This window comes from Nocardia sp. NPDC004573, assembly GCF_053602135.1.
Genome location: NZ_JBSGDA010000028.1, coordinates 69,253 through 95,765, shown reverse-complemented (window position 1 = coordinate 95,765; position 26,513 = coordinate 69,253). Strand labels below are relative to the sequence as shown.

Sequence of the window (26,513 nt, the reverse complement as noted above, 5' to 3'; positions counted from 1 at the left end):
TCGATACTCAGGTGGCAGGCGGTCATGAGTTTGGCCCACCGCCGGCGGTAGCGGTGCCAGGTCAGGAACCGGGTACGAGCCCGCGCGGTGACCCAGCGTTCGAACATCTGCGGGCGAGCACGCTGCCACACCAGCAGTCCCGCGACGGACACCCCGCCGGTCGCGAGACCCATCGGCCACCCCAACAGCGCCCAGGCGGTGACGACGAGGGCGAGGGGGATGGAGATCATCGGGAACAGGATCAGCCACCACACGCCGATCGCCGCTGCCCACAGCAGGTTGAGCAGGGCCAGCGCGAATCGGTCGGAGGCGTCCAGGCGGGTGTCTTTGCGGATGTGGACGGTTTTGGTGGTCATCGGTTCGTCTCCGAGGTAGAGGGGTCGAAGAGGGTCATCTGGTCGGGGCACTCCCAGCGCGGCAGGTCCCTGGCCTTGCCGGTGCGTCGCCGCTTGGACTTGGCGACCTGCTCGGCCGCCGCCGTGACGATCGGGTTTGCCTGCCGGCTATGGGTGGTGGATGGGTCGTCGGTCATGCCGCTTCGTCCCATCCGCAGCCGTCGTCCAGGTCGGCATCCCACCCGGGCGCGTGCCCGGTCTCCACCAGCAGGTGCACCGCGATCCCGATCGGGTCCACGCCGCGGCGGTCGAGTTGGCAGCGCCGCAGGGCGCGGGTATCGATCACCGCATCGATCTCGTCATGCGAGTGGTGGGAACGGACGTTGTTGCTCACGGCAGGGCCTCGATTTCCGGGACGCCGCACACTTCGCAGGTGCGGGAACGAGTGGCTTTGCCCAGCGACCACAAGGTGGTCTGCCAGGACTCGGGAAAGACGTGGCCGGCTTCGGCGCACCGGGCCGTAGCAAGGCAGCCATCACAGCGCACCTGATCGCCGTCATACAGCCAGCCCACGCCACCGCTGCGGGCATTGAGGTAGGCCACGGCCTGATTCACGGAGTCGAAGCAAATCGACTCGTTCTCGTCTTCGGAGTAGATGTCGCCGCAGCCGTCGCAGTACACGACCACGTGTGTCTCGGTCACGAATCCCCGTTTCATGCCACGACCTCCGCGACATACAGCCCGCAGCGCACGCACTGACGAGTCAGCAACATCTCGCCGCTGGTGACCCGGCCGAGCGAGGTGTGCCAGTCGTGGCCCGGGTTGTAGCAGGGCGACAACGGCAGGCAGTCAGGACACATCAGCCTGTCGCCGTACAGCTCCCAGCCCTCCGCGCCGTCCACGAAGAAGTCCATCGCCTCATCGATCGAGTCGAACTCATCTGCGACCCCCTCCACACCAAAGGGTTCCTCGCACTCGCAGCAGCAGGCCACGACCGGCCCCACAGCGGTGAATCCGCGTTTCATGCCGCCACCGGCCCGTCATCGAACCCGCCGAAGTCCGCGAGGTTGACCGGCCGCGGCAGTGGTGTGTACTGCTTGACGATCCAGTCGATATCCGCGTTGGTGATGTGGAAGGCACGGGCACGCCGGAAACCGGGTTTGCCGTCCTCCTGCACGTAGCAGACACCGGGAGTCGAATGCGGAATCTCGTCGCAGCGCGAGCCGCGTTCGCGGGCACCTTGGCCGTGGATCATGGCGACCTGGGTCGGTTCGTCCATCCGCATCCCGATCCGATACGGCAACAACTGTCGTTGCGGCACAGTGTCTTTCGACGGATCGATCACCGTTTCGATCACCGAGAACAGCGGTGCCCGGCCCTGCGACAGCAGTTGCCCGTGGGCGTGTTCGAACCGGTTGCGCAGCTCGGAGGTGGTGAACGCCGACAACACCGCAGCCTCATCGATGATCGTCACCACCAGCGGGTTATCCGGCGTGGGAACCGGTTTGCGGACCCCGTCTTGGCCGTAGCGGTCGGCCGCGGCTTTCATGTCCGCGACCGTGGCCTCCAACTGGGCGATCATGAACTCTGGTTCGGTGTGCGCGAACTGGGTGCACAGCGGTTCCAGGTGCCCGAGTTCCATACGGCCTTTCGGGTCGATCAGCCGCAGGTCCACCCGCCCGGAACGGATCGCCGGACCCATGCCCTTGACCAGCGAATGCAGGACCGTGGACTTACCCGAGCCCATGCCACCGGCGATCAGCACGTGCCGGCCCTGCACCGGCACCGGCCAGACCTCGCCGTCCTCGAACACCCCGGTCGGAACCGCCTCCAGGTCCACCCCATCCCCGAACGCGACCATCGGCGCAGCCACGGCGTCGGCCAGAGTGTCGTAGACCCGCAGGTCCAGGCGGACGAAGCCGGGACCGGCACCCGTCGCGGTCACCTGGGGAACACCGAAGTACTGCGCCAGAGCGTCGAGGGTGTCCTCGTTGGTCCAGTCCTTGAGCTTCTGCCCGCCGAGCATCTGCACGTCCACCGACATCCCGAACGGGGTGTAGGACGCGGACAGGACGTTCGGGAACCCGGCATCCCAGGAGCCGAGCCCTACCGCCGGCCACATCAACGACAGTTGCCCCGAGTCGGTCACCACGAACACCGCAGTCCGCAACTCCACCGGAGCCCCCGCAACGACCTCACGAGCATCACCAGCCGGTTGCATCCCAGCGCCGCGCGCCGCCAGTGACCGCAGCCACCACAACGCCGACGCCCCCGTGCACATCCCACCGGCCAGCATCACCGAACTCGCGATACTCATCGGGAGAACCCCCAACCTTCCGAGCCGCGCTGCAACTCACAGAACAGGCGGCACCCATCGGGAGCCGGGGACGGGGCCGGAGCCTTGTCGACCTCCGGCCGGCCGAGACCGGCGTCCTCGCAGAACATCACGCACTTGGGCGCAGTCGGAGCCGGACTCTCGGTGGTGGTGGCTACCGCCGAGGACGACGCAACGGCCGGGACAGTCGGTGCCGGAGTGGCCGGGGACGAGGTGCCCAGCACGCCGACACCGGCCAACAGGGTTACCAGCGACGAAACACCCATCGCTACAGCAGGAACAGAAACAGTCATCTCAACCCCCCACGGGGATAGCGAGCGGCAGCATCGGTTGCTGAACCGGACGCGGACGAACAGGAACAGGACGGATAGGCCGAACCGGAGCCGTACGCACCACCGCCGGCACCGCCGGGGCGGCTGGCAGCGGCAGTTGAGCCGGTTCGGGATCGAGGTCGGGCACGGGTTCGACCGCAGGAACAGCCGGCGTGTCGGTCTCCGGCCCCGGGTCAGGCGTGGTGTCGGAGACGGTCTCGGTCGCGGGCTTCTCGGCGCGTTTGCGCTGGGCAGCGCGGAACAGCATCACCCCGCCGTGCGTGTCGACCAACAAGGCGATCGGGGCGATAGCCGCGATCACCGCCGCCACCCAGTTCGGAAGCTGTTGCCCATCGGTGAACGCGTGCAGACTGTTGCCGGCCACCGACACCACCGCACCGACACCAAGCACCCAGGAGAACCAGCGGCGCTCATCGGGTCGGTTGGACAGCACCATCACCGAGACAGTTGCTTGAATGATGGTGCCGTCCACGATCACCGGGAACAGCCACGAATCATCGCGGTCGATGCCCGCGAGCTCCGCCAGGTCGCGGAGTGTTTCGTAGCTGAGGACGAACGCGGCGACGCCGACACCGACGATGATCAACACCGCCGCCACCAGCGCCAACCGCATCCGCAACGAGCGGTCATCCCCGAACATCACGCCACAGCCTTCGAGCCGGCACCCGACGTGGCGGTGTAGTCGCTCAGCGCCTTCGCCAACCGGTCGTGCAGATCGGCCGCGATGTCCGGCGTCATGTACAGATGCCCCGAACCGGTCGACACGACGACCATGCCGATGCTGCCGACGTACTGGGCCTGTACCCGCTCGTCATCACCGTGGGCCGACGAGCTGATCTGCATCCAGACGTTGGTGCTCATCACGCACCCGCCTTCGCGGCGGTGCCGTTGCCGGCCGCGGTGTTGGGCTTCGGGGTGTTGTTGTCACCCTTGATCCCCGTCGCCCGGTAGACGTAGCCCAGGTACTTGAACTCGCCCTGCCCCATCACCTTCGGCTCCGCGGTCAAGCCCTCCAACTCGATGAACCACATGTCATCGACGATCTGCTCACCCGCCGGCACCGGCTGATGCTGCGAAATGAAGGTGATCTCGAACGACGCGCGCTTACCCTTGCCCTCGCTAGCCTCGTGCGGGTCGGTAACCGTCGCCGTCCACAACGGCAAGCCCGTCCCCTCCCCCGTCTTCGGATCGAAGTCGAACTTCTGCTCCGGCAACGCATTGCGGTCGGGGTTGTACTTGATCGCCGGCCCGATCGGAGCCATCAGGATCAGGCGCTTCGGGAACGCCACCCGCGACTCGATATCGAACTTGTGACCCTTGCTGATCGCCATGACTCCTCCAGTGGTTTATGCCCCTAAACCAGCGGTGCTGGCGACATCCCGGCGGGATTTAGGGGTATAAACCCGAGAGTACGCCGCCCTGCCGCGACGAGTCAAGACCCTCTAAACTCGTTGCTATGGCCCTCGCTGACGACTTCGAACAGGTTCGGAACGACCCGGACCCGATCCGTCGTGGCCGCAGGGCCACGGATCTGATGACCATCTATCAGCAACGCGCCACTGAACTCGCCCGGCTACGCAAGGCAGCCATCGAGGAGGCGCACCGCGACCACGGAATGAGCTACACGGAGATTGCAGAGCTGTTCGGCCTTACCAAAGGCCGTATCAGCCAGATCCGTACCACCGCACCGCGGCCGGAGCGGGCATTCTTCGGAGTGGGACCTGTCGCCGTCGGCATTCCTCGGAGATTCGGCTTCGAAGAAGGGCGCGAACGTCCCTTTTTCGATGCCTCCGATCAGGCGACACAGGAAGCTATCGAAGCGACGCTCACACGACTGTCCCTCGCTTCCAGCCGATTTGCCATCGATCCAGACACCACCGATGTCCCGGAGGGCGACTCGGTTGTCATATGTGGACCCAAGTCCGCACCTGTGGCAAGGCGGCTGCTCGACAGCGATCCATTTCTTGACTTCGAACGCACGGATGAGGGCTGGTGGATCACCGACATGCAGACCGGAAGCCGTCACCAATCACCCTTCCGTCGAGACGGCTCTACGCTTACCGACATCGGCTACTTCTCGCGCCGAGTCGAAGAGACACGAGTGATTGTCCATATCGCTGGCATCACGAGCGTTGGATCACTTGGAGTCGCACACTGGCTGGATCAAGAAGTCGCCACGGTATTCGATCCAGCCACCCGGTTCGTGTGTGGCGTTGTGGAGTCGGACTTCGATCAAGACTTCCGAATCCTCGCCAGCCGTCTGCTCGTCGGCCCATACAGGCTGGGGGTCTGACAGGATGCAGGTAGCTAAAGCCCAATTAGCCGCGCGTTCAGATGAAGACCGAATTGCAACCACTCACGATTCAGTCGTTGTACTCGATGGCGCATCTTCTTTCATCGCAGATGGCCCTGCGGCGGGGGCGTACGTGGACGCGCTTAGCGCTGAGTTGGTGCGCAGACTCAATGGGCCGCGTAGGCATCTGCGTAGCGTCCTAGCTGGCGCGATTGCGGCAACGGCGCAGCACCTCAACTTGCAGCCAGGATTGTCACCCTCCAGTACGGTCGCAATCCTTCGGGTCAACTCCCACACCATCGACGCACTGGTACTCGGGGATTCGATCGTGGTAATCGGTAGCCTCGACGATTCTTACAAGGTCCTCGTAGACGAGCGCTTGACAGAACTCAACCTCCCTGAGTCCGAGCGCTATCGAAGCCGCCTCAAGGCGGGCACCGGTTACGACGACGAACACCGTGCGATCCTCTCGCAGCTACAGCATGCCGAACGCATTCACCGAAATCAGCCGGGCGGCTACTGGATCGCGGAGGCCGACCCCGCCGCAGCGAACCATGCCATGATCGCACAGTTTCCACGTCAGAGCGTTTCATGGGCTGCGCTCGCAACCGACGGCGCGGCAGAATCACTTGTGCCGCTGGGAATCTCATGGCCACAGATAGCGCACATGAGCGAGAACGAGCTCTCGAATGCGCTCGCCCGTTGCCACCAGTGGGAGACTGTCAGTGACCCTGATGGCCAGCATCATCCTCGAGCGAAGCGCCACGACGACAAGACCCTTGTCGTCGTTCGATTGCCAGAGGCCCGTGGCCACTTCGCGCCGACGAGCGCGCCAGGCCCATCGGTGGGAAAGACTTGACGCCGAGCAGTACCACGTGTCCTTAGCTGGCAAGAATCGAACATAGATTCGATAACAATAAAGTCACAAACCGATCAGTGCAGGTCAGAGCCTTGCGGCGAGTGTCACAAACCGTTCAGAAATCCCCTCAATCCCGGATTTCTGGGCTATGGTGGTAGTCAACAGGTCCTTGAGAGCCTGCCGCGGAACGCCAGCGGTGCTGCCACCGCCCTCCTTAAGTGGATCGGCCCGCGGAGGCCCTCAAGGGCCTGTTGCCTTTGGGCAATGAGAGCAGGGGAACCAATCCATGCCACACACGATGCTGTTCAGCGGCATGGACATGATCCCCAGAGGCACCGCACAACTTTCACTGTTGCGCAACTGGTGCCAGACCCTCAGCAGGTACGCTGGCTCCACATAGCCGAACTCACCAGAAGGCCAGATCGCAGCCTTCAAAAACCCGCCGTACAGGTCGGCTGCCTGACTCTCCAGATACTTGTCCGCAGACACCCACTTGAGCGCCTGCTCCATGTGAAACGGGACCTTAGGGTCTTTCTGCGCCTCCGACCGGATGTACTCCTCCGTGGTGGAGTGGTCGTGGTTCCTCACGTGACCGTATCGAGTCCACAGACGAGCGTTGCTCCCGTGCCAGTTCCGGGCCGCCCAACTGATCGACTTGTACATCTTGAACGCGAGGTAGTTGTAGAAGAGCTGAGGGTCACAGACGTAAGAGGCAGGATCGAGTTCGCTCTTAACGGCGAAGACGTAGCAAACCTTCAGGTTTGGAACTGTACTTAGAACCTCGGCCGCCCTCTTTCGCCGATCGTGATTCTTAGCATGTTCCTTCCAGGACATGACCTTGTGAGCTGGGACCTTGAACTCTGTACGCAGCTGTTGCACAGCGCGGCGGAGCTCCACAGCGCCGATATCGTCCACGAGGACAGCGGCCATACCAAACACCGGACTTGCCAACGGCCCGCTTCCGCGATCACCCGTCTCGTCTACATACGCCCACACCCTTGAGCCTGCTGCCACCTGACCAATTTACTTGAAACGCGCTGCTGCTCGTCGAATTTCGTTCTTCGTTCTGCGGACCGCAGTGGCCCTGGCTCCGCTGAGTTCGCCGAGCGATGTCGAACCATTGCCGAATTTCGCCATACAGACTCAAGAGCGCCCGCGGCGGCGCTTCGCGCCGCCGCCGCGCTACGACACGCAACCGCGGCTTGCTTCGCTGCGCCGCGGGCGCGTCGACCGCGTCGGCAGCACTCGGCCGCCGCGGGCGCCACAGATCCTGTCCGGCCGCCTTCTGCATCACCGAGCAGTGCTGGGCACGCCGGCAGCCGTACCCGACTTACCTCCCGCAGCCGAGCACGAACCCGCCGGCACTCTGCCCGGTCCACCGGCCGTGGTCCCGTGAGGTTCCGGACACGTTCACGAGCACGGTCACCGCACCCAGCCGTCACGGCTCGGTGGTCACCCGTTCCTCACCGGCCGTGGCGGTCTGACTGATCCGAGGGCTATCACGCCACCAGCGGGCATCAAGAGCGCCTACGGCGTCACTGCGTGATCGGCATTCGCCGACTCTTGACACCCACCGGAGTCGTGATCGAGACGCCCTCAGCCAGACCACCCCAACCGGAGAGGAACCGAAATGAACGTCACCGAGCCCACCACCTGCCAGCTTCGCGGATGCGACAACCCCGCCGCGGTCCCGTTCCTCTATGAGTACCCCACCCACGGCGAACAGCGCGGAATCCGGTGGCGCTGCCACGAGTGCGACGCCCAGTACCGCCGCAACATCGAGACCATGGCCCGCTACCCGTACTGACCCCGGAGGGGCTTCGGCCCCTTCCCTTCGGGCCACCGGCAACGACGCCGGATAGCGGAACCGTCAACGATGCCGGTTCCCAGGCCCGAACCTCTCCGGCCTGGCTAGCCGGAAACAGTTGTCCCGCGCGGGAATCCTCTCCACTGCGCGGGACAACTGCCGAATTCGCCTTATTAGTAGTTGAAGAGACCAGCGACAGATCCCATCATCTCGGTTTCGGCCGATGCGTCGGGAAGGTGATGCCCAGTTCCTCTGCTTCTTCGGCCGCATCCTCATCCAGCACCCACGACACCGTGATGTCGTCGTCGGGCCACTCCTGCGCGATTGCCCCCAACACCTCAGCCACCAACAGTTCGAGGTCATCACCATCCATGAAGGTAGTGATCTCAACCAGATCGTTGACGTCCTGACCGTTCGGAAGGAGCATCGGCTCTAGCTCCGCTTCCGTCCAGGTGGCACGCCACAGCCCATCGTCCGGGTCGTCTGGATCGTCCTGCCATCCCACTCTGGCATTCAGCGCCACCGACGACGGCGACGACGCCGAAGGCACTAGACGAAGATGTGGACCGGAACCACGGGCCGCCTTCTGCTCGGCACGCTCACGGGCACGACGCTGCTGACGAGACTCGCTCATCTCTAGATGGTGCCCCGGAACCCACTGCCGAACAACCAGTTCCGGCGGGTGGAGGGGTTACCAACCCACCTTCCTCATGGCCAAATCGTCTCGCTCCACTCCGACGAGTCAAGGACCACCTACGGTGTCCGCTACGCGGTGCCTATCGGCATCCTTGACACGCCCTCCCTCCGCTGAGGGATGGCCAGTATGAGAAGGGCGGGTAGAAGTAGTCAGGGCGGACACGGACAGCCGGCACCTCAGAGCCAGGCCGTATCCAGGCCGTCACACGCCCCGAAGAGACCAAAACCATCGAGAAGTACCGAGACGATTTGCCCAGGTCACAGTAGGTCGACCGGTCCGAACTGCGGAGGCCGCGAAACCGGTCGCAAGATCCTCGACATCTTCGAGGGCACCCAGCAGATCCAGCAGCTCATCGTCGCCCGCCGCATCCTGGGCAAGACCAGCGCCGAGCTGAAGTGACGCCGAGCTAGTCGAGCGTGACGAAATCCGGTGCGAGCTACTCGGACTCGCGCCGGATTTTCGTTTCCGCACCCGGCGGCAAAGCGAATGACGTGTCCTGAAACACTTTTGGCGAGAACGGACTATGGATTTCGTACCGAATGTTCCGTACTCTTCGCGCACATGTGGAGCATTGTTCTCATTTCCATTATCAGTTGCTTCGTGATCGCGGCGGGATTCGCATGGGGGTTGCCAGGCGACTGAGGAAGCCCGTCGCGGCGCCCGACGAGCAGTTCAGTTCGGCGGGGTCGAAGTCCGGCGGGCGAGCTGGGCGGCGGTGAGGTCGGCCGTCCACAGCGGCTGGAGCATGTGCCAGTCGGCGGGGTGGGCGGCGATGCCCGCGGCGAATCGGTCGGCCAGCGCCTGAGTGGTCTCGCGCACGCCACCGCTGGTGTCGACAGGGGGACTCACGTGGAATCCCCAGCCTCCGGGGGTGTACCAGCAGTGCACGGGAAGCAGTGGCGCGCCGGTGTCGATCGCCAGCCGAGCCGGACCGGTAGGCAGCCGAGCGGGCTCACCGAAGAAGGTGACCGGTACGCCCGTGCCGGACAAGTCTCTTTCACCGAGGAGACCGACTATCCGCCCCTGCCGGATCCGGGCGATCAGCTGGGGGAACGGCGGCGTCGCGGTACCGGTGAGCGGGATGATCTCGAATCCCAGCCGTTCACGGAAACGCACGAACCGCCGGAACAACGATTCCGGCGCGAGCCGCTCCGCGACGACAGTCGGCGAGCCCACACGCTGCACCAGCCAGACGCCCGCGAGGTCCCAATTACCGCTGTGCGGTAGAGCGAGCACCGCACCGGAGCCGCGTTCGACCGCCTGGTGGATGTGTTCGAGCCCGGTCGCCACGGATTCGATGGCGTCGGCCAGTCGCACCGGATCCATCGACGGCAGCCGGAAGGCTTCGCGCCAGTAGCGGGCATAGGAACGCAAACTCGCCCGGATCAGCGTCTGCGGCACTTCGTCCGGCGCGGTGCCCACTACTCGAGACAGGTTCCGGCGCAACTGATTCGGGCCACCGTTCCGGGCCGCTCGTTCGGCTCCCGCGTCGAAGAGGCGGACCGCCAACGGTTCCGGCAAGGCACGAACCAGCCGCCAGCCGGCGGCGTACCCCAGGTCCCATGCCCGGCCGGAAAGGTGCACTAATCGCTCCCGGACTCGACCGGTCCCGCTTCGTCGGTCACCGCGGACGGCGTCGCGCCGACGATGTCACTGAAGACGGGCATCCGAACCACTCCGACCGCGGGCGCGCCGACCTCGGACGGCTCGTTCGGATGGCTGAACAACGGGGACCGCTCACTTCGATGCATTTCTGGATTCTCCGCTCACTCGCGATAGATGACGCCCGAATGGGTGGCGCACCGTACAGATACGGTCACCGCCGCCGCGGATTCGGCGGTCGCCTCGATACCCACCCTACCCTGACGAGACCATACGGAACGGTTTATCGAGAATGCTCTGTTCAGGGCAGCGGTCGACAGAGCGGCGCTCACGCCACGACGTCGACGGTGGACCTCGGAGCACGGTCGGCGACCGGTTCGCCGGAGCCCGCAGAGAGCGGAATTTCCTGCGGCCCCCCGGATCCATGCACTCGGCCACTGACAAGCACGCCATTGCATCGATGCGTCAACGACACGATCACGCCATTCGGCGTTCCCCCCTGGACAGGCGCGTACCTGACCGGGCAGCCTATCGCCCTGTCGCTGGATCGACGAATCAGCGGCCGTATTTCATTCGAGCAGTACCAGAAAACTTCGAGGAGAACTGGTTATGCAACGACTGAGTCTTACGCGTCGCCTCGCTACCGCCATCGCCGCCTCCGCGGTGTTCGTAGCACCGTTGGCCGGGCACGCCGCCGCGCAGCCGGCCACGGTGGACTGGACTGCCGCCGCGCAGCAACTGCGTGCCGCCGCGGCCGGGAATCCGGCAGCGGAGCAGGCGGTGGATCGGCTGATCGCCTCCGGGCAGCTCGCGAAGGCCGAGCAGGTGGCCTTGCCGGCGCAACCGTTCCAGATTCCGGCGCAGTCGGACATCGGACGCGGCGAGGGCCCGGGTGTGTACGGGTCCGGAATCGCGCTGGGAATGGACGGGTTCCGCCTCGGGTTCTTCGGCGGGCCGGGGACCATCTCACCCAACCAGGGCGGCGCGAAGCTCGAGGTGCTCTGGATCAACCTGGCCAACGGGCGCAGCGGCACCGAACTGCTCTACGAGCACAACGACGTTCCGGTGGACACCACCATTCGCACACGCGCCCTGGACACCGGCGCGGGCCCGGTGGTCGCCGCCGTGTACGGGTCGCTGTGGCATCGCTGGTCGGTGCCCGTGAGCGAGGAGCACCCCGACGGGTTCGCCTACCGGCTGGGCACCATCTCGGTGCCGTCGTTCGGCGCGGTCTACGCCTGAGGGCGACGGCTCCGGCTCCCGCCGCCACGGGAGCCGGACCGTCGGTTTGTCGGACATTACGTACTTCCGTAGCTTGTGGATTCGTGAGTCTGGAAGACCGAGTCGCCGAGTTGGAGCGGCGGCTCAGCGCGCTGGAAGAGAACCTACGACCGGACAGCCCCGAGGCCGGCACCGGAGACTGGGCGGTGGCGCGCCTGCGGGAGGAGTTCGCGGCGGCCGACGAACCCGATGGCGGCGTCGTATTCGCCGGGTCGGTCCGCTTGCCCAACGACCAGCAGCGCGAGTGGCAGGCCCGGTTCACCACCGGCGACCTCATCGAGGACGACTGGGCGGAGACCGCGGAATGCCTTGCGGCGCTTGGCAGCCCGGTCCGTTTGCGGCTGCTGCGCGAGATCATGGGCGGGCGCAGGACCGCGGCCGAGCTGGCCGGGGTGGATGGTGTCGGCACCTCCGGCCAGATCTATCACCACCTGCGCCAGCTGGCCGCGGTCGGCTGGCTGCACACCGCGGGCCGTGGCCGATTCGAGGTCCCCGCCGCCAGGGTGGTTCCCCTACTGGTCGCGCTGGCCAGCGCCCGGCGCTGACTCGGGCGGCACGCCGGCGGCCACATATCCGGCGGTGGCGAGCATGCCGCCGATCTGCTCATACGTCGCCCGCTCCCGGGGCGCGACCGTCGCCAGGCCGTCCACATAGCGGTTGAACATGCAGAAAGCCGCGGCGACGAGGACGGCGTCGTGGATGTCCTCGTCCTTGGCGCCCGCGGCACGTGCGTGCTCGACGTCCTCGGCGGTCACCTCGAGCCCCGACCGGCGCACTTTGTCCGCGATGCGCAGCAGCGCACGCAGTTTCGGCTCGATCGCTGCGGACTCCACGTCCTCGATGACGGCGTCGATCACGTCGCGGCCGCCGTCCACCAGCACCGCCGCGGTCGCCGCGTGCGACTGCGTGCAGAAATATGTTTCGTTGCGCGAGGAGACGTAGGCGGCGATCGTCTCGCGCTCCCCCGGCGTCAGCGGAGAGGTCCCGCGCAACAGGGTCTGCGCGAATTCGCTCAGCGCGGCTCCGGTTTCGGGCTTGAAAGCGAACAGACCCCGGATGCCGGGCAGATCGCCGGGAATGTCGATGAACGGTGCACGGTCCTTCGGATCGGACATTGGCCGCGTCTCCCTTCGAGCGGTCTCGAGACGCTGCGAGGGTAACCCTACCGACCGGTAGCCGAAAGCGGAAAGGGTGCAATTCGGCCTGCGGACGGTCCCGACCTGGGGTGAACGCAACCGAACCGAGACTGATTTGTCCGTTTCAACTGTGACCTGTCACACTCCGCACTGCTACGGTGGCAAGTCAACACGCCGTACCGGTTCGCTAGGTCGAGGACCGACGCGAAGGTTTTGTGGAGGTAATTCGACATGAACTTGGCCCACACGCTGGAGGCCGTCAAGGCGCTAGGGGTGCTGCGCAGCCGGGGTGTCACCGACCCCAAGAAGCCGCTGGAGACGCTGCGGACGATGAAGGAGTCGCGCATCCTCGGCCCCCAGGCGACGCTGATCCGGCATTCCGCGCGCGTGGCGCCCGACGCTCCTGGCATCGTGGACGACGCGGGCGAACTGACCTACCGCGAGCTGGACGACCGGTCGACGGCCGTCGCGCGCGGCCTGCAGGCGGCCGGCATCACCGAAGGCCAGGTGATCGGCTTGCTCGCGCGCGACCACCGCGGGCTCATCATCTCGATGGCAGCCGCGGGCAAGCTCGGCGTGCGAGTAGCGCTGATGAACACCGGGTTCGCCAAGCCGCAGTTCGCCGAGGTGTGTCAGCGCGAGAAGGTCAAGGCCGTGCTGCACGACAGCGAGTTCCTGGGCCTGCTCGACGCCTTGCCCACCGACTTGCCGCGCTACCTCACCTGGGTCGATGAGGGCGCCGTGCTGCCGGAGGGCGCGCAGACACTCGACGACCTGGTCGCCGCGAACTCCACCGAGCCGCTGCCCGCGCCGAGCAAGCCGGGTGGCTTCATCATTCTGACCAGCGGCACCACCGGCCTGCCCAAGGGCGCCCCGCGCACCAAGGTCACTCCGCTGTCGACGGCGCAGCTCGTCGACCGGATCCCGTTCCCGCAGCGCGGCACCCAGGTGATCGTTTCGCCGATCTTCCACAGCACCGGTCTGGCCACCTGGCTGGTCGGCGCGGCCCTGGCCAACAAGGCGGTGGTGCGCCGCCGGTTCGACGCCGAGGCGACGCTCGCGCTGGTGGCCGAGCACAAGGCCGACATGCTGGTGGCGGTACCCACGATGCTGCACCGGATGGTCGAACTGGATCCGGCAATCCGGGCGAAGTACGACACATCCTCCCTGAAGGCGATCGTGCTGGCCGGTTCGGCGCTGTCACCGGAGCTGACGATCAAGGCCACCGAGGCGTTCGGCCCGGTGCTCTACAACCTCTACGGCTCCACCGAATGCGCCGTCGCGACCGTGGCGAACCCGGAGGATCTCGCGCTCGCGCCCGGCACCGTCGGGCGCGCGCCGATCACCTGCGAAGTGCGGCTCTACGACGACAACGACCAGCGCGTCACCGCGATCAACACCACCGGGCGCATCTTCATCCGCAGCGGCGCACCGTTCGAGGGCTACACCGACGGCAGGAACAAGCAGATCATCGACGGTTACATGTCCAGCGGCGACGTCGGCCACTTCGACGAGAACGGCCTGCTCATGGTGGACGGCCGCGATGACGACATGATCGTCTCCGGCGGCGAGAACGTCTTCCCGCAGGAAGTGGAGAACCTGCTGCTGGAGCGGCCCGACGTCTTCGACGTGGCGGTGGTCGGCGTGGACGACGCGGAATTCGGTAAGCGCCTGCGCGCCTTCGTCGTTCCGGAGCCGGGTCATTCGCCCGACGGCGAGGAGCTCAAGGCATACGTGAAGAACAACCTGGCGCGCTACAAGGTGCCGCGCGAGGTGGTCTTCCTCGACGACCTGCCGCGCAACGCGACGGGCAAGCTGCTGCGCCGCGTGCTGGTGGAGTACGAGGTCAACGCCTGATCGACGGCGGGCCGGGCCCTTGTGCCCGGCCCGTTACCAGCTGGTATGGACCCGATGAGATACGTGACACAACCAGTTACACACGCTTGCTACTGTTAGCACCAGCACTGGGTATATCGAATTGCGGTCCGCACCACCCGGAGGATCACCGGGTGACACCGCCGGAAGGTTGTCGTCGATGTCTCTTTCCCTCCCCGCGCTGAGCGGTACCGCCCGCAAGGCAGGCGATCTGGCCCTTGGCGTGAACGTGATGGTCAAGCGGCGGCTGTTCAATCCGCTGCGGCCCGACCAGGCGGCACGGTCGGCCTTCAACATCTTGAAGTTCGGCCCGTTCGCGGGTGTCGTCATGCACGCCGCGCAGACCAGGCCGCACGCCGTGGCGATCGTCGACGAACGCGGGGAGTTGACCTTCGGCCAGCTCAACGAGCAGTCCAACGCTCTGGCGCGGGGCTTGCAGAGCAGCGGCGTCGGTCCGGGTGACGTGGTGGCGATCCTGGCCCGCGACCATCGCGGCATGGTGCTGAGCCTGCTGGCCACCGGCAAGCTCGGCGTGCGCGGGGTGCTGATGAACACCGGGTTCGCCAAGCCGCAGTTCGCCGACGTGGCCGAGCGGGAGAACGTCAAAGCGGTGCTGCACGACAGCGAGTTCATCGACCTGATGAGCGCCATCCCCGCCGCGATCCCGCGCATTCTCACCTGGGTGGACGAAAAGGACGGCGCCGATCCCGCGATCCCGACCGTCGACGCGCTGATCAGCGGGCAGTCCGGCGCCGCGCTGCCCGCCCCGGCCAAGCCGGGCGGCATCGTCATCCTGACCAGCGGCACCACCGGCACCCCCAAAGGCGCCCCGCGCGACCGCGTCAGCCCCTTCGCCTCGGCCCAGTTCATCGACCGGGTGCCGCTGCCCGACAACGGCACCATGATCATGGCCGCGCCGATCTTCCACGGCACCGGCCTGTCGCAGTTCACCCTCGGTCTCGCGCTGGGCAACCGGGTGGTCTTCCAGCAGCGCCGATTCGACCCCGAGCAGACGCTGGCGAATATCCAGAAATACCGGGCGGATTCGCTGGTCGTCGTCCCGACCATGCTGCAGCGCATCCTCGACCTGGACGCGGATGTGCTGGCGAAATACGACGTCAGCAGCATCAAGGTGATCTTCGCGGCGGGCTCGGCCATCGCACCCGACGTGGTGACCCGCACGCTGGACCACTTCAACGACAGCCTCTACAACCTCTACGGCTCCACCGAGTGCGCGGTGATGACCGTGGCGACCCCCGAAGATCTGCGCAAGGCCCCGACCACCGCGGGCAAGGCTCCGGTCGGCATCCGGATCGTGCTGCTGGACGAGAACCGCAAGCCGATCACCGAGCCGAACGTCACCGGAACCATCTTCGTGGACAACGGTTTCGCCTTCACCGGCTACACCGACGGCCGCACCAAGGAAATGGTCGACGGCATGATGTCCAGCGGTGACGTAGGCCATTTCGACGCCGACGGCCTGCTCTACATCGACGGCCGCGACGACGACATGATCGTCTCCGGCGGCGAGAACGTCTTCCCGCTCGAGGTGGAGAACCTCATCGCAGGCCGCGACGACATCTTCGAAGCCGCTGTCGTCGGCGTGGACGACCGTGAGTTCGGCAAGCGGCTGCGCGCGTTCGTCGTGCCCGGCCCCGAGTGCAAGCGCGACCCACAGGAGATCAAGGACTACGTCAGGGCGAACCTCGCCCGCTACAAGGTCCCGCGCGAGGTGATCTTCCTGGACGAGCTGCCGCGCAACGCGACCGGCAAGCTGCTGCGCAAGCCGCTGATCGAGATGGAGGTCGAGGCGGGCTGATCGGTTCGTGTCCCGGGTCTTCCTGGCGGTGCGCCGGCCGCTCGCCCGGAAGACCGGAGTAGTTCCCGTCGGAAGCGGGTTTCGGGGCGATCCGATGCGGTCGGACGCGTGCAATCGGTCCGCTATCATCAGCGGGTGAGTTACGAGTTCGACCGGTCCGCCGCGGGACGTCGCGGCGCCGTCGCGCGGGTGCGCGGTGGCTCGGCCGGTGCGATCTCGGGGGCCATCTCCGTCGCGGCGCACGGCTGGGCTTCCGGCGGCATGCTGCCGGACACCACCGCGCTGGCGCTGCTGGCTGCGGCGTCCGCCGTGGTCGGCGCGTCGGTCGCGGGTCTGGCCCCACTGCGCAAGACGTCGGCCGGGCTGGTCGCGGCGCTGATCGCCGGGCAGTTGCTCGGCCACTTCACCATGGGGATCGGCTCGGGACATCTGCATCACGGTGACGCCCGGCTGACTCCGGCCATGCTCGTCGCGCATGTGTGTGCCGCGTTCGCCGCGGCCGTCGTGATCCGCGGTGCGGAAGCCGCGTACCGGATCGGCACCGCGGTGCTGCACCGAGTGCTCCCGCTGCGGCACACCCCACCCGTAGTGGCGGACCGCGTTCCCCTGCGGACGCTCCACCGCGACCGGGTCGTCCTCCGTGTGTTCGCCGCCGAGGCGCTGCGCACCCGGGCCCCGCCCCTCGCGATCGTTCTCTGAATTCTTCCTACACCCGGTGCCCCGCGCCGTGGCGTGAGTTGTCGCTCACCGTCGCGGTTTCCGTGCAGCGCGGTGTCGCCGCGCACCCTCGTGCCCACGCCTGAGCGTGCCGACGCGACGCCGTCGTCCGGGTCGCAAACCCCCCTTCCGCATCCGGCGATGCCATCGCGTCCATGACGGAACTGTCGACGCTCCGCGCAGCTCCGCGGCGAGCGTCCGCGAGGTACGTGCGGTCGCCCGTGCCATCGGGAAGTGATTTGTGCCCCAACCGGGTCTCCGCCGTCAGAAACGAAACGACCGTGAGTACAACAGAAACCATTTCCGACGCCGAGTTATCGGAGCCGTCGGACTCCCCCGGCCCACGCCGGACCACCGCGCGTAACAGCCTGCACGCGCTGGCCATGCGACTGCACTTCTACGCGGGAGTGTTCGTGGGGCCGTTCGTCCTCATAGCGGCCGTCACCGGCGCGCTCTACGCGATCTCGCCGACGTTGGAATCGATCGTGTCGCGTGACCTGTTGACGGTCTCGCAAAGCGAGACGCCGAAGCCGCTGTCGGAGCAGGTCGGCGCGGCCGTGGCCACCCGGCCGGACCTGCCGCTCGTCGCCGTCGCCCCGGCCGCAGGGGCCGAAGACACCACCCGGGTGCTGTTCAGCGATCCGTCGCTGGGCGAATCCGAGCGGCTGGCGGTGTTCGTGAACCCGTACACCGCGCAGCCGGTGGGCGATGCCGTCGTGTACGGCAGTTCGGGGGCGCTGCCGATGCGCACCTGGATCGATCGGTTGCACCGGGATCTGCACCTGGGCGAGCCCGGCCGGCTCTACAGCGAGCTCGCCGCGTCCTGGCTGTGGATCGTCGCACTGGCCGGACTCGTGATCTGGGTGCGCCGGGTGCGCAGCCGCCGGGCCCGCAACGGCTGGGGCCGGCTGTGGGCGGCCGATCGGTCGCAGCGCGCACGGGGCCGCACCCTGAACTGGCACGGCGCGGTCGGTATGTGGGTACTTCCGCTGGTGCTGCTGCTGTCGGCCACCGGCATGACCTGGTCGACCTACGCGGGCGAAAACATCACCGCATTGCGTGAGCAACTGAGCTGGACCACACCGGCGGTCAGCACAGCGCTGCCCGGAACCGCTGCCCCGAGCCACGATTCGAGTTCGGATCACCATGGCGGCGGCCACACGGAGCACGCACCCGCGGACCCGGCCGACCGGATCGCCCAGCTGGATCGGGTGTACGCGGCGGCCCGTGCCGAAGGCATCACGCAGGCGGCGGAGATCGCCGTCCCGGCCGCGCCGGGCAAAGCGTTCGCGGTGAAGGAACGCCGGATGCCCGGCACCTACACCGTCGACTCCGTCGCCGTCGACGGCGCCACCGGCGCGATCACCGCTCGGCTCGCCTACGCCGACTGGCCGCTGATGGCCAAGCTCACCAACTGGGGCATTCAGTTCCACATGGGCCTGATGTTCGGGCTGCTCAACCAGTTGCTGCTGCTCGCGGCGATGATCGGCCTGATCACCGTGGTCGTGCGCGGCTACCTCATGTGGTGGCGCAGGCGGCCCACCCGGGACGCGGGCCGGTTCGTTCTCGGCCGGGCTCCACGGCGCGGCGCATTGCGCAGGACCTCGCTGTGGCTCGTCGTGCCGCTAGTGGCCGCCGCGCTGGTGGTGGGCTGGTTCGTGCCGCTGGTCGGGGTGAGTCTGCTCGTCTTCCTCGCGATCGACGTGCTGCTCGGGCTCGCCGGACGGTTCCGCGCGGCCGCTTAACCACACATCCACGGGCGAAGGCCCGTTACTTCCACGACCTACCGAACGTCATTGGTATGGCCGTCGCTTCGCCATGCCTCGAAAACCAAGGATTCTCCATGCAGATCACGAAACTAGCCCTGGCCGCCGCGTTCACCACCGCCGCCGTGAGCATCGCCGCGGGCACGAGTTCCGCCGCTCCCGAAGTCCCTGCCGCGGACAGCACTTCCGTCGAAGCAACGTCCACGGAGGCCGCCGAGGCCGTCGGTTTCACCGCCCACGCCACCGAGACCGCCAGCATCATCACGATCGATTCCGGTTCGCTGGTAGTCGAGGACCAGGTGCTGAAGATCAAGGCCGCCGACGGCACCGTCGTCGCGGGCACGCCGCTGACCTTCCTGGTCGACGAATTCGAATTCCCCATCGCCGCGGAAATCTCCGATCGCACCGCGACGCTGACCCCGCAGTTCGACTTGGCGCACGCGACCTACAAGCCGGTCGCCCTGCCCTTCGAGGACAAGGCGCCGTGGAAGACGGAGTACGACCGGGAACAGGCCGCTTGGTCCCGGATGACCAGCACCCTCTCCATGGGCGCCACCATCGGCACCCTCGTCGGCGGCATCGGCGGCGCGGCCGTCGGCTGCGTGCTCGGCGGCATCGCCGGAGCGACCATCGCCGCCGCCACCATCGTCGGCATGTTCGGCCCGTTCATCCCCGCCGCGGCCGTCGGCTGCCTCGGCGGCATCGTCGCTGTCGGCGCCCTGGGCACGGTAGCGGGTCAGATCCTGGTGACGGCCCCGGTCGCCATCGGCGCGGCGATCATGTACTTCTCCACGATCAACTCGCCCATGCCCACTCCGCAGAAGTGATTCCAGGCCCGGCATCGGGAGCGGCTACCCGATGCCGGGCTTGCTCGGCGTGTGAGCCGACAGATGAGCCCGCTAGTGTGGCAGCAACCCGTTGTCGAGTGCGTGCTCCACCGCTGCCGATCCCGTTGTCCCGGCTGAATCCCTGCCCGCGTCGATCCGCCGCGCCGTCCCGCAGTTTCACCTCAACGCCCCCGACGCCGCAGAGTTGGCCGAGATGCTCGGCTTCCTCCAAGACTTCTTCCAGCGCGCAGACCCCGAAGTCACTGCTGCATTCACCGAGTTCGTCGGCGCTCCCGGCTTCACCGTCGACGAGTTGTGCTGCCACCTCGAGCGGTTCCAGATCCGGCTCGGCGGCGTCCCCGGCGACGAACTGCCGCTGGCCGACTTCTGAACCCGGCCCTGACCGGCAACACCGCAGCTCCGGAAGTCGTTTGGATTCGTGATCCCGGGGTGGTTCAGGGCACGGTGGTGAAGAGTTCGTAGCTGTGGCCGTCGGGGTCACGGACGTAGACGCCCCGGCCTCCGCTGAGGTGGTTGATCTGCCGGTCCCAGCCGTATTCCGGTCCGGAGCCGTAATCGACGGCCGGCCATGCCGACAACCGCGCCAACACGGCGTCGAAGGTGGCGTCATCGACGAGGAAGGCGTAGTGCCCGGGTTCGACACGTCCGCGCTGGTCGAAGTCGAAGGTCAGATCGTCGTTTACTGCGACCGGCACGAAAGGTCCGTTCGGAGCCGACACCCGCAGCCCCATCAACTCGGCGAAAAACGTTGCCGCCGCGCGGTTATCGCTCGTCGGCACGATCGTGTGATTGAGCACGATGGACACGGAAGCCTCCTGGTAGACAACCTGTCAAGACAAGTTTGTATGCGATACGCACGCAAATATACGTGCGTATCGCATACGATGTCCAGGTGGAGGTCAACAGTCCCAGTGGTTCGGAGGCCGTGAACCAGCCCGCTGGTCCCGATCTGCCGCCCGACGGTGGGCCCGCGCTGTTTCGGCTGGTTCGCTTCTGGTCTCGCCGCTGGATCAATCAGGCACTTTCCCAGACGGCGATGGAACCGGACGGCGAGGCACGTCAGGTCCAGCACATCCAAGTCGTCGAAGCCGTCGCGTCCGTTCTGCACACCTGCGAGGAAGCCACCGTCACCACCGTGGCCACCCAGCTCGGGCTCGACCACTCCGGCGCCAGCCGCATGGTCCGCGACGCCGCCGCAGCCGGCTATCTCGTCCGAGTCGACTCCGTCCGCGATCGGCGCCGAGTGGTTCTGCAGCTCAGCGACAGTGGTCGGCGCTTACTCACGGGATCTCACGAATGGCAGCGACGCTGCTTCCATCAGCTCACCGCAACATGGGACGAACAAGATCGCCACCAGTTCGCCACCTACCTGCAGCGACTGGCCGACGAAACGACCTGAGCGGCCGGAAGTCACGTCCTGACCATCCAGCAGATCTCTATGGCAGAACGACGCGTTCCCGGCCACCCCGAGTGACGCTATTTTTCGTCTGCATCGAGTGCCCTTCAAGGCACCCCGGGACGCTCGAATTCGTCTGGAATCGACGCCAGAATCCGCCTGCCTAGCCAGATGGGCTGGCCGCACTGACCGGCCACACAGCTCGCAGCGAGTACAAAGACCCCGACGCGCCGGACGTGCTGCCACCTCCAGACGCGATGATCGTCGCTCCGATCACCTGCAACTCGGTGGCCAAATGGGCCGCAGGGATCTCGGACACACCGCTGCTGGGGCTGTTGGTCGAAGGTGTGGGCAAGCAGCTGCCCATCGTCGCGATGCCCTTATCGAACTGGGCACAGCGGCGCTGAGGATATTCCTCTGGCGATAACCGTCTATGTCACATTGACAGGTTAGCTTCATGCGGTCACTATTAACTATCGAAATAGGTTTAAATGGTTAGAAGTGGTAGAGGCGCGATGGCGGCACCTCCGCTGCCACGACCGACCCCGAGTGTCCGTTCGATGAACACGACCAGGAGAAACGCGATGAACGCAGTGCGTCACAACACCGTCGAGGTCCAGGGCCTGCCGGTCTTCTACCGCGAGGCGGGAGATCCGAGTAAGCCGACGCTTGTCCTCTTGCACGGCTTTCCGACGAGTTCGGTGATGTTCCGCAATCTGCTGCCGGAGCTGGCCGCGGATTACCATCTGATCGCGCCGGACCACATCGGGTTCGGGCAGTCGGCCATGCCGTCCGTGCTCGCCTTCGACTACAGCTTCGAGAAGCTCACCGAGATCACCTCGGAACTGCTGGACGTCTTGGGCGTGCAGCGGTTCGCCCTCTACATCCAGGATTACGGTGCACCGATCGGGTTGCGCATCGCCTCCCGCAATCCGGACCGTGTCACCGCGATCATCACCCAGAGCGGCAACGCCTACCTGGAGGGCTTCACCCCGTTCTGGGAGGTGCTGTTCGCACATGCCAACGACCGGGCGGCACACGAGCCCGAGGTGCGTAAGCTGCTCGAAATCGACGCCACGAAATGGCAGTACACCCACGGCGTCCCGGCCGACCGGCTGACGCGGATCAGTCCCGACACCTGGACCTTGGATCAGCACTACCTGGATCGTCCGGGCAACAAGGAGATTCAACTCCAGCTCTTCGCCGACTACAAACTGAACCTCGATCGCTACCCCGAATTCCAGAAGTACTTCGCCGAGCACCGGCCTCCCGTTCTGATCACCTGGGGCGAGCACGACGAGATCTTCGGGGCCGACGGCGCGCGCGCCTACCTGCGTGATCTGCCGGATGCCGAGCTGCACCTGCTGAACACCGGCCACTTCGCCCTGGAAACGCACGGCACCGAGATCGCCGCACTGATCAGCGACTTCCTCACCCGCACGCTCGACTGACAGCGCGCTGGAGCGAGACCGCGCCGAGCGCTGCCGATGGTGTCGGACGCCGGTGCCAGACTCGGGGACGTGCGGTGGGCGGTGGCGGAATCGGGCGAGGGGGGCGCGTATCTGTGTCCACTCGATCCGGGCGGTCGGCCCGCCGGGCCGGTGGTCTACGAGCCGTCGATCGCCGAGGCAGTGCGTTCCCGCCCCGAGGTCGAGCGGTGGGTGTGGCGGTCCACCGCCGCGATCTACCGACCCCTGCTGGCAGCGGGCGTGCGAGTCGAGCGCTGCTACGACGTGGAGGCCGCGGAGGCATTGCTGATCGGGTATGAGGAGGGGCAGTCGGGTCAGCCTCGTTCGCTGGCGGCCGCTTGGGCTCGCCTGCGCAATCTGCCCGTTCCGCCGGATGCCCCGGCACGGGCCGCCGAGAGCCAGCCGTCGCTGTTCGAGTCGGGCCCGGTGCCGCTGCCGGCCGGGACGAATGAACTCACCGCCCTGTTGGAGGTCTACGCGGGTCAGATCGCCCGGACGGCGGCCACCGAGCATCCGGAGCGGATGCGACTGCTGCTCGCCGCCGAATCGGCGGGCATGCTGGTCGCCGCGGAGATGTCGCGATCGGGGATCCCATGGCGCGCGGACGTCCACCGCGAGTTGCTGGACACGCTGCTGGGTGAGCGCTATCCGGGCGGGTCGCAACCGCGCCGGATGGCGGAGTTGGCCGAAGAAGTATCGCGGGCTTTCGGCAACGGAGTGCGGGTCCGTCCGGACTTGCCCAACGACATCGTCAAGGCCTTCGCCCGTGCCGGAATCGAGTTGTCTTCCACGCGGAAATGGGAGCTCCAACGCGTCGATCACCCGGCGGTAGCGCCACTGCTGGCCTACAAGTCGCTGTACCGCTTGTATACCGCCCACGGCTGGTCCTGGCTCGAACAGTGGGTGCACGGCGGCCGCTTTCGTCCCGAATACCTGCCCGGCGGCACGGTGTCAGGCCGCTGGACCACCAATGGTGGTGGAGCCCTGCAAATCCCGAAAGTGATCCGCCGGGCGATACGTGCTGATCCGGGCTGGCGCCTCGTGGTCGCCGACGCCGACCAAATGGAGCCACGGATACTAGCCGCGGTCTCGCGCGATCCAGGGCTGATGGAGGTGGCCGGTCGCGGTGAGGATCTGTACGCGGATCTGGCGGCCCGTGGCTTCGGCGGCGATCGCGCGCAAGCGAAACTCGCCCTCTTGGGGGCCATCTACGGTCAGACCTCCGGCGATGCCCTTACCCATTTGGCCGGTCTGCGGCGCCGATATCCGGCAGCGGTGGCCTATGTCGATGACGCGGCGCGTGCCGGTGAGGAGGGACGGCTGGTGCGTACGTGGCTGGGGCGGACGTGCCCGCCGGTATCGGCCGCGTCGCCCGACCAGCAGGACCTGTCCCGGGAGAAACTCGGCGAGTACGGCAGCACCTCGGCGGCGCGTGCCCGTGGCCGCTTCACTCGTAACTTCGTGGTGCAGGGTAGCGCCGCCGATTGGGCCCTGCTGGTCCTGGCGGCCCTGCGTCAGGCGATGTCCCGGGCCGGGCTCCGCGCCGAGTTGGTCTTCTTCCAGCATGACGAGGTGATGGTGCACTGCCCGGCGGAGGAGGCGACGGCGGTCGCCGAAATGATCGCGAACGCAGCCGATACCGCAGGTCGGCTGGCCTTCGGACCGACACCGGTTCGGTTTCCCTGCACAACGGCGGTGGTGGAATGCTATGGGGACGCCAAATAGGGCTCGTGCCCGACAGTGGTGAGACGTGACAGCACTTCCGGTGCCGCTGGGGTTCCCACCGACTCGTCACAGCGACTGTCGGCATCTCCCGGCCCCGGCATCGAGATCGACACTCGATGCCGGGCCGTCGAATGGGGCGGGCTCGACCAACGGATTCGCTGCGGTGTCAGAGGTCGGCTTGTCGACGAGGGCGCTGCCGACGCCCAAGGGCAGAGTCGGGGACGTACCCCGCACGATGCCGCAGTCAGGTGCCGTTGATCTGGAAACTCACTTCGGGACGGCGGTGACGCATTCGTACATGTGGCCGTCGAAGGAGCCGACGGGCGCCACGCTCCAGAGCATTCCGGTTTCTTCCATGCTGGGGGTGTAGATCTCGCTGCCGGCGCTGTTGAAGTAGCCGAAGGAGGTCCCGGGGAAATTCTTGCCCGAAGAGTTCAGGTATCGCGACATCGAGTCCACGAACGTGGCGAATCGCGCCGAGTCGGTGGATTCCTCTTCCGCCACCGCGGCGGCGTTCTGCGACCAATCGTCGTATTGCTCCATCATCGAACCGGACGGCGCCGGTGTGCCGGACGGGAAGGCGATGGCCTCGTAGATGCGGGAGCGGTCCCGGAACCCGGACAACGTCCAATAGATCGACGACGCGTCACCTCGATCGGTGCTGTCGACATCCGACATGTGGCAGACGCCGTACGCGTGGACGTCCAGCTTCAGGCCGAGTCGGCTCAACCAGCCGGGTAGCGCGGCTTCGAATCGGCTGAGGCAGGATTCGTCGTCGCTTCCGTCCTCTTCCGCCTCGGTGGCGGCCATCAGGCAGGCGAGCTGATACGCGCCGTACGCGTCGTCCCGGCCGCCGTTGGAGGCCGCTATGCGCTTGTGCAGTGCCTCGGGATCGCGCATCTCGCTTCGGGTGGGCGTCTCGAAAATTCCGACCTTCTTCATTTCGTACCCTCCTTCACTCGATGGTCAGGTGCGGTCACCATGAGGAAAGTGTGATTGCCGCAGCAGCAAGAATGTCGCGGCGCGTCAGCGGATGTCCTCGCACGTTTCGGGTGGTCCTCGTATCCGATGCCGGATGCCCGAACCTCGGAGGCCCGGCGGATCGATCGGCGCTGCGGAACGCGGCAGCGGGGCCGTCGCCTGTTTGCCCCCGAGCGACCCGGGTAAGCGATGAATGTCCCGAGTCGCCCCACAAGGGAGCGCTTGTCAACCGAGAGACGCAGGCCCGTGAATGGTACGGGCAGGCGAGGAAAGGGGTAGCAAGTGAGCACAATGGCCGCCACGGTGGACGTCGAGGTCCCGGTTCGCACCGCCTACAACCAGTGGACGCAGTTCGAGTCGTTTCCGCAGTTCATGGAGGGTGTCGAAGCGGTACAGCAGATCGATGACCGGCATATGCACTGGCGTGTCCATGTCGGCCCGTCGACGCGGGAGTTCGACGCCACCATCACCGAGCAGCATCCCGACGAACGCGTCGCCTGGAAGTCCGACAGCGGGCCCAAGCACGCGGGCGTCGTCACGTTCCATCGGCTCGATGACACCCACACCAGGGTGACCGCGCAGATGGACGTCGACCCCGAAGGGTTCGTGGAGAACGTCGCCGACAAGCTGGGCGTGCTGAAGCACCGGGTGAACGGTGACCTGGAGCGCTTCAAGCACTTCATCGAGCACCAGGGCCGCGAGACCGGCGCTTGGCGCGGTGACATTCCGCGCCCCGACGCAGGCAGCGCCGCCACGGAGCGCGGCACGACCGGCACCCCGGGTGCAGGCCCGACCGGCACGCCCGGCGCGGGTGGAACCGGCATGCCGGGTGCCGGCGGAACCGGCACCCCAGGTGTCGGCGGAACCGGCGCCGGTGGAACGGGCACTTGGCCCGGCGGAACCGGCACCCCCGGCGTCTGACCCGCGTGAACCGGCGCCCCCTGGGACTTTCCCAGGGGGCGCCGTTCGGGTGTCAGGCGGAGCCGGACTCCTCGTCGGCGTGCTCCGCCGGGTGCGACTCCGGCGGCACCTGGACCGGCCGCCACAGCGCCCAGACCACGAAGGCCAGCGCCACCACGCCCATGCCGAGCCCGGCCCAGAGGTTGACGTTCACCCCGCCGGTCTTGGCCTGCTCGGCCGCGGTGTTGTGCACCAGGCCGGTGATGACGAGGACGATCGCGTAGCAGCCGAGCAAGCCGCCGACGATGGTGCGGATATCGAAAAGCATGGCGGCGGTTCC

31 protein-coding genes and 2 pseudogenes are annotated in these 26,513 nt (G+C 66.6%); 16 read left to right on the top strand and 17 right to left on the bottom strand.

Going from position 1 to position 26,513, the window contains the following annotated elements; translation table 11 throughout:
* From ACWEKR_RS30910 to ACWEKR_RS30870, 9 genes and pseudogenes are all read right to left on the bottom strand, one after another.
* A pseudogene (locus tag ACWEKR_RS30910) lies at nt 1-356 on the bottom strand (hypothetical protein); the annotation flags it as partial.
* Nucleotides 353-532, bottom strand: a complete 180-nt coding sequence (locus ACWEKR_RS30905) for a hypothetical protein (RefSeq protein ID WP_452357458.1) — start codon at nt 530-532, stop codon at nt 353-355. The pseudogene ACWEKR_RS30910 and the gene ACWEKR_RS30905, both read right to left, overlap by 4 nt.
* Entirely contained in the window at nt 529-729 is a 201-nt protein-coding gene (locus ACWEKR_RS30900; protein ID WP_452357457.1) for a hypothetical protein, read from the bottom strand. Before ACWEKR_RS30900 ends, ACWEKR_RS30905 begins: the two co-directional genes overlap by 4 nt.
* Complete coding sequence (locus tag ACWEKR_RS30895) at nt 726-1,037, bottom strand: hypothetical protein (RefSeq protein ID WP_452357456.1); 312 nt, start codon at nt 1,035-1,037, stop codon at nt 726-728. Before ACWEKR_RS30895 ends, ACWEKR_RS30900 begins: the two co-directional genes overlap by 4 nt.
* Nucleotides 1,038-1,048: 11 nt before the next feature.
* A complete protein-coding gene (locus tag ACWEKR_RS30890) occupies nt 1,049-1,291 on the bottom strand; it encodes a hypothetical protein (protein ID WP_452357455.1) in 243 nt (80 codons plus the stop codon).
* A 65-nt stretch (nt 1,292-1,356) separates the two neighbouring features.
* On the bottom strand, nt 1,357-2,652 hold the full coding sequence (locus tag ACWEKR_RS30885) for an FtsK/SpoIIIE domain-containing protein (protein WP_452357454.1): 1,296 nt from the start codon (nt 2,650-2,652) through the stop codon (nt 1,357-1,359).
* A 312-nt stretch (nt 2,653-2,964) separates the two neighbouring features.
* Entirely contained in the window at nt 2,965-3,615 is a 651-nt protein-coding gene (locus tag ACWEKR_RS30880; RefSeq protein WP_452357464.1) for a DUF2637 domain-containing protein, read from the bottom strand.
* A 26-nt stretch (nt 3,616-3,641) separates the two neighbouring features.
* Entirely contained in the window at nt 3,642-3,863 is a 222-nt protein-coding gene (locus tag ACWEKR_RS30875) for a hypothetical protein (RefSeq protein ID WP_452357453.1), read from the bottom strand.
* A complete protein-coding gene (locus ACWEKR_RS30870) occupies nt 3,863-4,333 on the bottom strand; it encodes a hypothetical protein (RefSeq protein ID WP_452357452.1) in 471 nt (156 codons plus the stop codon). Before ACWEKR_RS30870 ends, ACWEKR_RS30875 begins: the two co-directional genes overlap by 1 nt.
* Nucleotides 4,334-4,458: 125 nt before the next feature.
* Here ACWEKR_RS30870 and ACWEKR_RS30865 point away from each other — a divergent pair, with 125 nt between their 5' ends.
* Both ACWEKR_RS30865 and ACWEKR_RS30860 read left to right on the top strand, forming a co-directional pair.
* Complete coding sequence (locus tag ACWEKR_RS30865) at nt 4,459-5,295, top strand: sigma-70 family RNA polymerase sigma factor (protein ID WP_452357451.1); 837 nt, start codon at nt 4,459-4,461, stop codon at nt 5,293-5,295.
* 328 nt (nt 5,296-5,623) lie between these two features.
* Nucleotides 5,624-6,154 (top strand): hypothetical protein, encoded by a 531-nt coding sequence (locus ACWEKR_RS30860; protein ID WP_452357450.1) that lies wholly within the window; start codon nt 5,624-5,626, stop codon nt 6,152-6,154.
* A gap of 240 nt (nt 6,155-6,394) precedes the next feature.
* Here the strand turns inward: ACWEKR_RS30860 and ACWEKR_RS30855 are convergent, their stop codons facing one another.
* A complete protein-coding gene (locus ACWEKR_RS30855; protein WP_452357449.1) occupies nt 6,395-7,168 on the bottom strand; it encodes a DUF3800 domain-containing protein in 774 nt (257 codons plus the stop codon).
* 616 nt (nt 7,169-7,784) lie between these two features.
* On the opposite strand from ACWEKR_RS30855, the gene ACWEKR_RS30850 reads away from it, so the two are divergent.
* On the top strand, nt 7,785-7,961 hold the full coding sequence (locus tag ACWEKR_RS30850) for a hypothetical protein (RefSeq protein ID WP_452357448.1): 177 nt from the start codon (nt 7,785-7,787) through the stop codon (nt 7,959-7,961).
* Between the two features lie 205 nt (nt 7,962-8,166).
* On the opposite strand, the gene ACWEKR_RS30845 is transcribed toward ACWEKR_RS30850, so the two are convergent.
* From ACWEKR_RS30845 to ACWEKR_RS30835, 3 genes are all read right to left on the bottom strand, one after another.
* A complete protein-coding gene (locus tag ACWEKR_RS30845) occupies nt 8,167-8,595 on the bottom strand; it encodes a hypothetical protein (RefSeq protein WP_452357447.1) in 429 nt (142 codons plus the stop codon).
* Nucleotides 8,596-9,330: 735 nt separating this feature from the next.
* Entirely contained in the window at nt 9,331-10,242 is a 912-nt protein-coding gene (locus ACWEKR_RS30840; protein ID WP_452357446.1) for a phosphatidylinositol mannoside acyltransferase, read from the bottom strand.
* Nucleotides 10,242-10,409, bottom strand: a complete 168-nt coding sequence (locus tag ACWEKR_RS30835; RefSeq protein WP_452357445.1) for a hypothetical protein — start codon at nt 10,407-10,409, stop codon at nt 10,242-10,244. The genes ACWEKR_RS30840 and ACWEKR_RS30835 overlap by 1 nt, the downstream gene beginning before the upstream one ends.
* A 460-nt stretch (nt 10,410-10,869) precedes the next feature.
* Between ACWEKR_RS30835 and ACWEKR_RS30830 the strand changes: the two genes are divergently transcribed.
* Nucleotides 10,870-11,502 carry a hypothetical protein gene (locus ACWEKR_RS30830; RefSeq protein WP_452357444.1) on the top strand — a complete coding sequence of 211 codons (633 nt, stop codon included), beginning with the start codon at nt 10,870-10,872 and terminating at the stop codon, nt 11,500-11,502.
* A gap of 83 nt (nt 11,503-11,585) precedes the next feature.
* Nucleotides 11,586-12,086 (top strand): ArsR/SmtB family transcription factor, encoded by a 501-nt coding sequence (locus ACWEKR_RS30825; RefSeq protein ID WP_452357443.1) that lies wholly within the window; start codon nt 11,586-11,588, stop codon nt 12,084-12,086.
* Here the strand turns inward: ACWEKR_RS30825 and ACWEKR_RS30820 are convergent.
* The gene (locus ACWEKR_RS30820; protein ID WP_452357442.1) at nt 12,054-12,656 is read right to left on the bottom strand and encodes a carboxymuconolactone decarboxylase family protein; all 603 of its coding nucleotides are present in this window, start codon (nt 12,654-12,656) and stop codon (nt 12,054-12,056) included. The two genes, ACWEKR_RS30825 and ACWEKR_RS30820, sit on opposite strands and share 33 nt — an antisense overlap.
* Before the next feature lie 252 nt (nt 12,657-12,908).
* Between ACWEKR_RS30820 and ACWEKR_RS30815 the strand changes: the two genes are divergently transcribed.
* From ACWEKR_RS30815 to ACWEKR_RS30790, 6 genes are all read left to right on the top strand, one after another.
* Nucleotides 12,909-14,534, top strand: a complete 1,626-nt coding sequence (locus ACWEKR_RS30815) for an acyl-CoA synthetase (protein WP_452357441.1) — start codon at nt 12,909-12,911, stop codon at nt 14,532-14,534.
* 178 nt (nt 14,535-14,712) lie between these two features.
* Nucleotides 14,713-16,371, top strand: a complete 1,659-nt coding sequence (locus tag ACWEKR_RS30810) for an acyl-CoA synthetase (protein WP_452357440.1) — start codon at nt 14,713-14,715, stop codon at nt 16,369-16,371.
* 135 nt (nt 16,372-16,506) lie between these two features.
* On the top strand, nt 16,507-17,070 hold the full coding sequence (locus ACWEKR_RS30805; protein ID WP_452357439.1) for a hypothetical protein: 564 nt from the start codon (nt 16,507-16,509) through the stop codon (nt 17,068-17,070).
* A gap of 299 nt (nt 17,071-17,369) precedes the next feature.
* Nucleotides 17,370-18,833, top strand: a complete 1,464-nt coding sequence (locus ACWEKR_RS30800) for a PepSY-associated TM helix domain-containing protein (protein WP_452357438.1) — start codon at nt 17,370-17,372, stop codon at nt 18,831-18,833.
* 98 nt (nt 18,834-18,931) lie between these two features.
* Nucleotides 18,932-19,681 carry a hypothetical protein gene (locus ACWEKR_RS30795; protein WP_452357437.1) on the top strand — a complete coding sequence of 250 codons (750 nt, stop codon included), beginning with the start codon at nt 18,932-18,934 and terminating at the stop codon, nt 19,679-19,681.
* A gap of 91 nt (nt 19,682-19,772) precedes the next feature.
* Nucleotides 19,773-20,072 (top strand): hypothetical protein, encoded by a 300-nt coding sequence (locus ACWEKR_RS30790; RefSeq protein WP_452357436.1) that lies wholly within the window; start codon nt 19,773-19,775, stop codon nt 20,070-20,072.
* Nucleotides 20,073-20,136: 64 nt separating this feature from the next.
* On the opposite strand, the gene ACWEKR_RS30785 is transcribed toward ACWEKR_RS30790, so the two are convergent.
* Nucleotides 20,137-20,508 (bottom strand): VOC family protein, encoded by a 372-nt coding sequence (locus tag ACWEKR_RS30785; protein ID WP_452357435.1) that lies wholly within the window; start codon nt 20,506-20,508, stop codon nt 20,137-20,139.
* 86 nt (nt 20,509-20,594) lie between these two features.
* Here ACWEKR_RS30785 and ACWEKR_RS30780 point away from each other — a divergent pair, with 86 nt between their 5' ends.
* The 4 genes from ACWEKR_RS30780 to ACWEKR_RS30765 all read left to right on the top strand — a co-directional run bounded on the left by ACWEKR_RS30780 (nt 20,595) and on the right by ACWEKR_RS30765 (nt 24,292).
* The gene (locus ACWEKR_RS30780; protein WP_452357434.1) at nt 20,595-21,101 is read left to right on the top strand and encodes a MarR family winged helix-turn-helix transcriptional regulator; all 507 of its coding nucleotides are present in this window, start codon (nt 20,595-20,597) and stop codon (nt 21,099-21,101) included.
* A gap of 233 nt (nt 21,102-21,334) precedes the next feature.
* Nucleotides 21,335-21,505 carry a flavoprotein gene (locus ACWEKR_RS30775; RefSeq protein ID WP_452357433.1) on the top strand — a complete coding sequence of 57 codons (171 nt, stop codon included), beginning with the start codon at nt 21,335-21,337 and terminating at the stop codon, nt 21,503-21,505.
* A gap of 177 nt (nt 21,506-21,682) precedes the next feature.
* Nucleotides 21,683-22,549, top strand: coding sequence for an alpha/beta fold hydrolase (locus ACWEKR_RS30770; RefSeq protein WP_452357432.1), 867 nt, complete (start codon nt 21,683-21,685; stop codon nt 22,547-22,549).
* A 69-nt stretch (nt 22,550-22,618) separates the two neighbouring features.
* Nucleotides 22,619-24,292, top strand: coding sequence for a bifunctional 3'-5' exonuclease/DNA polymerase (locus tag ACWEKR_RS30765; protein ID WP_452357431.1), 1,674 nt, complete (start codon nt 22,619-22,621; stop codon nt 24,290-24,292).
* A 267-nt stretch (nt 24,293-24,559) separates the two neighbouring features.
* On the opposite strand, the gene ACWEKR_RS30760 is transcribed toward ACWEKR_RS30765, so the two are convergent.
* On the bottom strand, nt 24,560-25,234 hold the full coding sequence (locus ACWEKR_RS30760) for a hypothetical protein (protein WP_452357430.1): 675 nt from the start codon (nt 25,232-25,234) through the stop codon (nt 24,560-24,562).
* Nucleotides 25,235-25,555: 321 nt separating this feature from the next.
* Here ACWEKR_RS30760 and ACWEKR_RS30755 point away from each other — a divergent pair.
* Nucleotides 25,556-26,011, top strand: a pseudogene (locus tag ACWEKR_RS30755) (SRPBCC family protein); the annotation flags it as partial.
* A 235-nt stretch (nt 26,012-26,246) separates the two neighbouring features.
* Here ACWEKR_RS30755 and ACWEKR_RS30750 read toward each other — a convergent pair.
* The gene (locus ACWEKR_RS30750) at nt 26,247-26,501 is read right to left on the bottom strand and encodes a hypothetical protein (protein ID WP_452357429.1); all 255 of its coding nucleotides are present in this window, start codon (nt 26,499-26,501) and stop codon (nt 26,247-26,249) included.
* Nucleotides 26,502-26,513 lie beyond the last annotated feature (12 nt).

Excerpts from the sequence above, each read along its gene's own strand:
- ACWEKR_RS30845 (WP_452357447.1), bottom strand. The coding sequence starts at position 8,595 with ATGAGCGAGTCTCGTCAGCAGCGTCGTGCCCGTGAGCGTGCCGAGCAG.
- ACWEKR_RS30885 (WP_452357454.1), bottom strand. The coding sequence starts at position 2,652 with ATGAGTATCGCGAGTTCGGTGATGCTGGCCGGTGGGATGTGCACGGGG.
- ACWEKR_RS30770 (WP_452357432.1), top strand. The coding sequence starts at position 21,683 with ATGAACGCAGTGCGTCACAACACCGTCGAGGTCCAGGGCCTGCCGGTC.
- ACWEKR_RS30905 (WP_452357458.1), bottom strand. The coding sequence starts at position 532 with ATGACCGACGACCCATCCACCACCCATAGCCGGCAGGCAAACCCGATC.
- ACWEKR_RS30865 (WP_452357451.1), top strand. The coding sequence starts at position 4,459 with ATGGCCCTCGCTGACGACTTCGAACAGGTTCGGAACGACCCGGACCCG.
- ACWEKR_RS30810 (WP_452357440.1), top strand. The coding sequence starts at position 14,713 with ATGTCTCTTTCCCTCCCCGCGCTGAGCGGTACCGCCCGCAAGGCAGGC.
- ACWEKR_RS30815 (WP_452357441.1), top strand. The coding sequence starts at position 12,909 with ATGAACTTGGCCCACACGCTGGAGGCCGTCAAGGCGCTAGGGGTGCTG.
- ACWEKR_RS30750 (WP_452357429.1), bottom strand. The coding sequence starts at position 26,501 with ATGCTTTTCGATATCCGCACCATCGTCGGCGGCTTGCTCGGCTGCTAC.
- ACWEKR_RS30870 (WP_452357452.1), bottom strand. The coding sequence starts at position 4,333 with ATGGCGATCAGCAAGGGTCACAAGTTCGATATCGAGTCGCGGGTGGCG.
- ACWEKR_RS30820 (WP_452357442.1), bottom strand. The coding sequence starts at position 12,656 with ATGTCCGATCCGAAGGACCGTGCACCGTTCATCGACATTCCCGGCGAT.
- ACWEKR_RS30760 (WP_452357430.1), bottom strand. The coding sequence starts at position 25,234 with ATGAAGAAGGTCGGAATTTTCGAGACGCCCACCCGAAGCGAGATGCGC.
- ACWEKR_RS30850 (WP_452357448.1), top strand. The coding sequence starts at position 7,785 with ATGAACGTCACCGAGCCCACCACCTGCCAGCTTCGCGGATGCGACAAC.
- ACWEKR_RS30795 (WP_452357437.1), top strand. The coding sequence starts at position 18,932 with ATGCAGATCACGAAACTAGCCCTGGCCGCCGCGTTCACCACCGCCGCC.
- ACWEKR_RS30875 (WP_452357453.1), bottom strand. The coding sequence starts at position 3,863 with ATGAGCACCAACGTCTGGATGCAGATCAGCTCGTCGGCCCACGGTGAT.
- ACWEKR_RS30835 (WP_452357445.1), bottom strand. The coding sequence starts at position 10,409 with ATGCATCGAAGTGAGCGGTCCCCGTTGTTCAGCCATCCGAACGAGCCG.
- ACWEKR_RS30880 (WP_452357464.1), bottom strand. The coding sequence starts at position 3,615 with ATGCGGTTGGCGCTGGTGGCGGCGGTGTTGATCATCGTCGGTGTCGGC.
- ACWEKR_RS30830 (WP_452357444.1), top strand. The coding sequence starts at position 10,870 with ATGCAACGACTGAGTCTTACGCGTCGCCTCGCTACCGCCATCGCCGCC.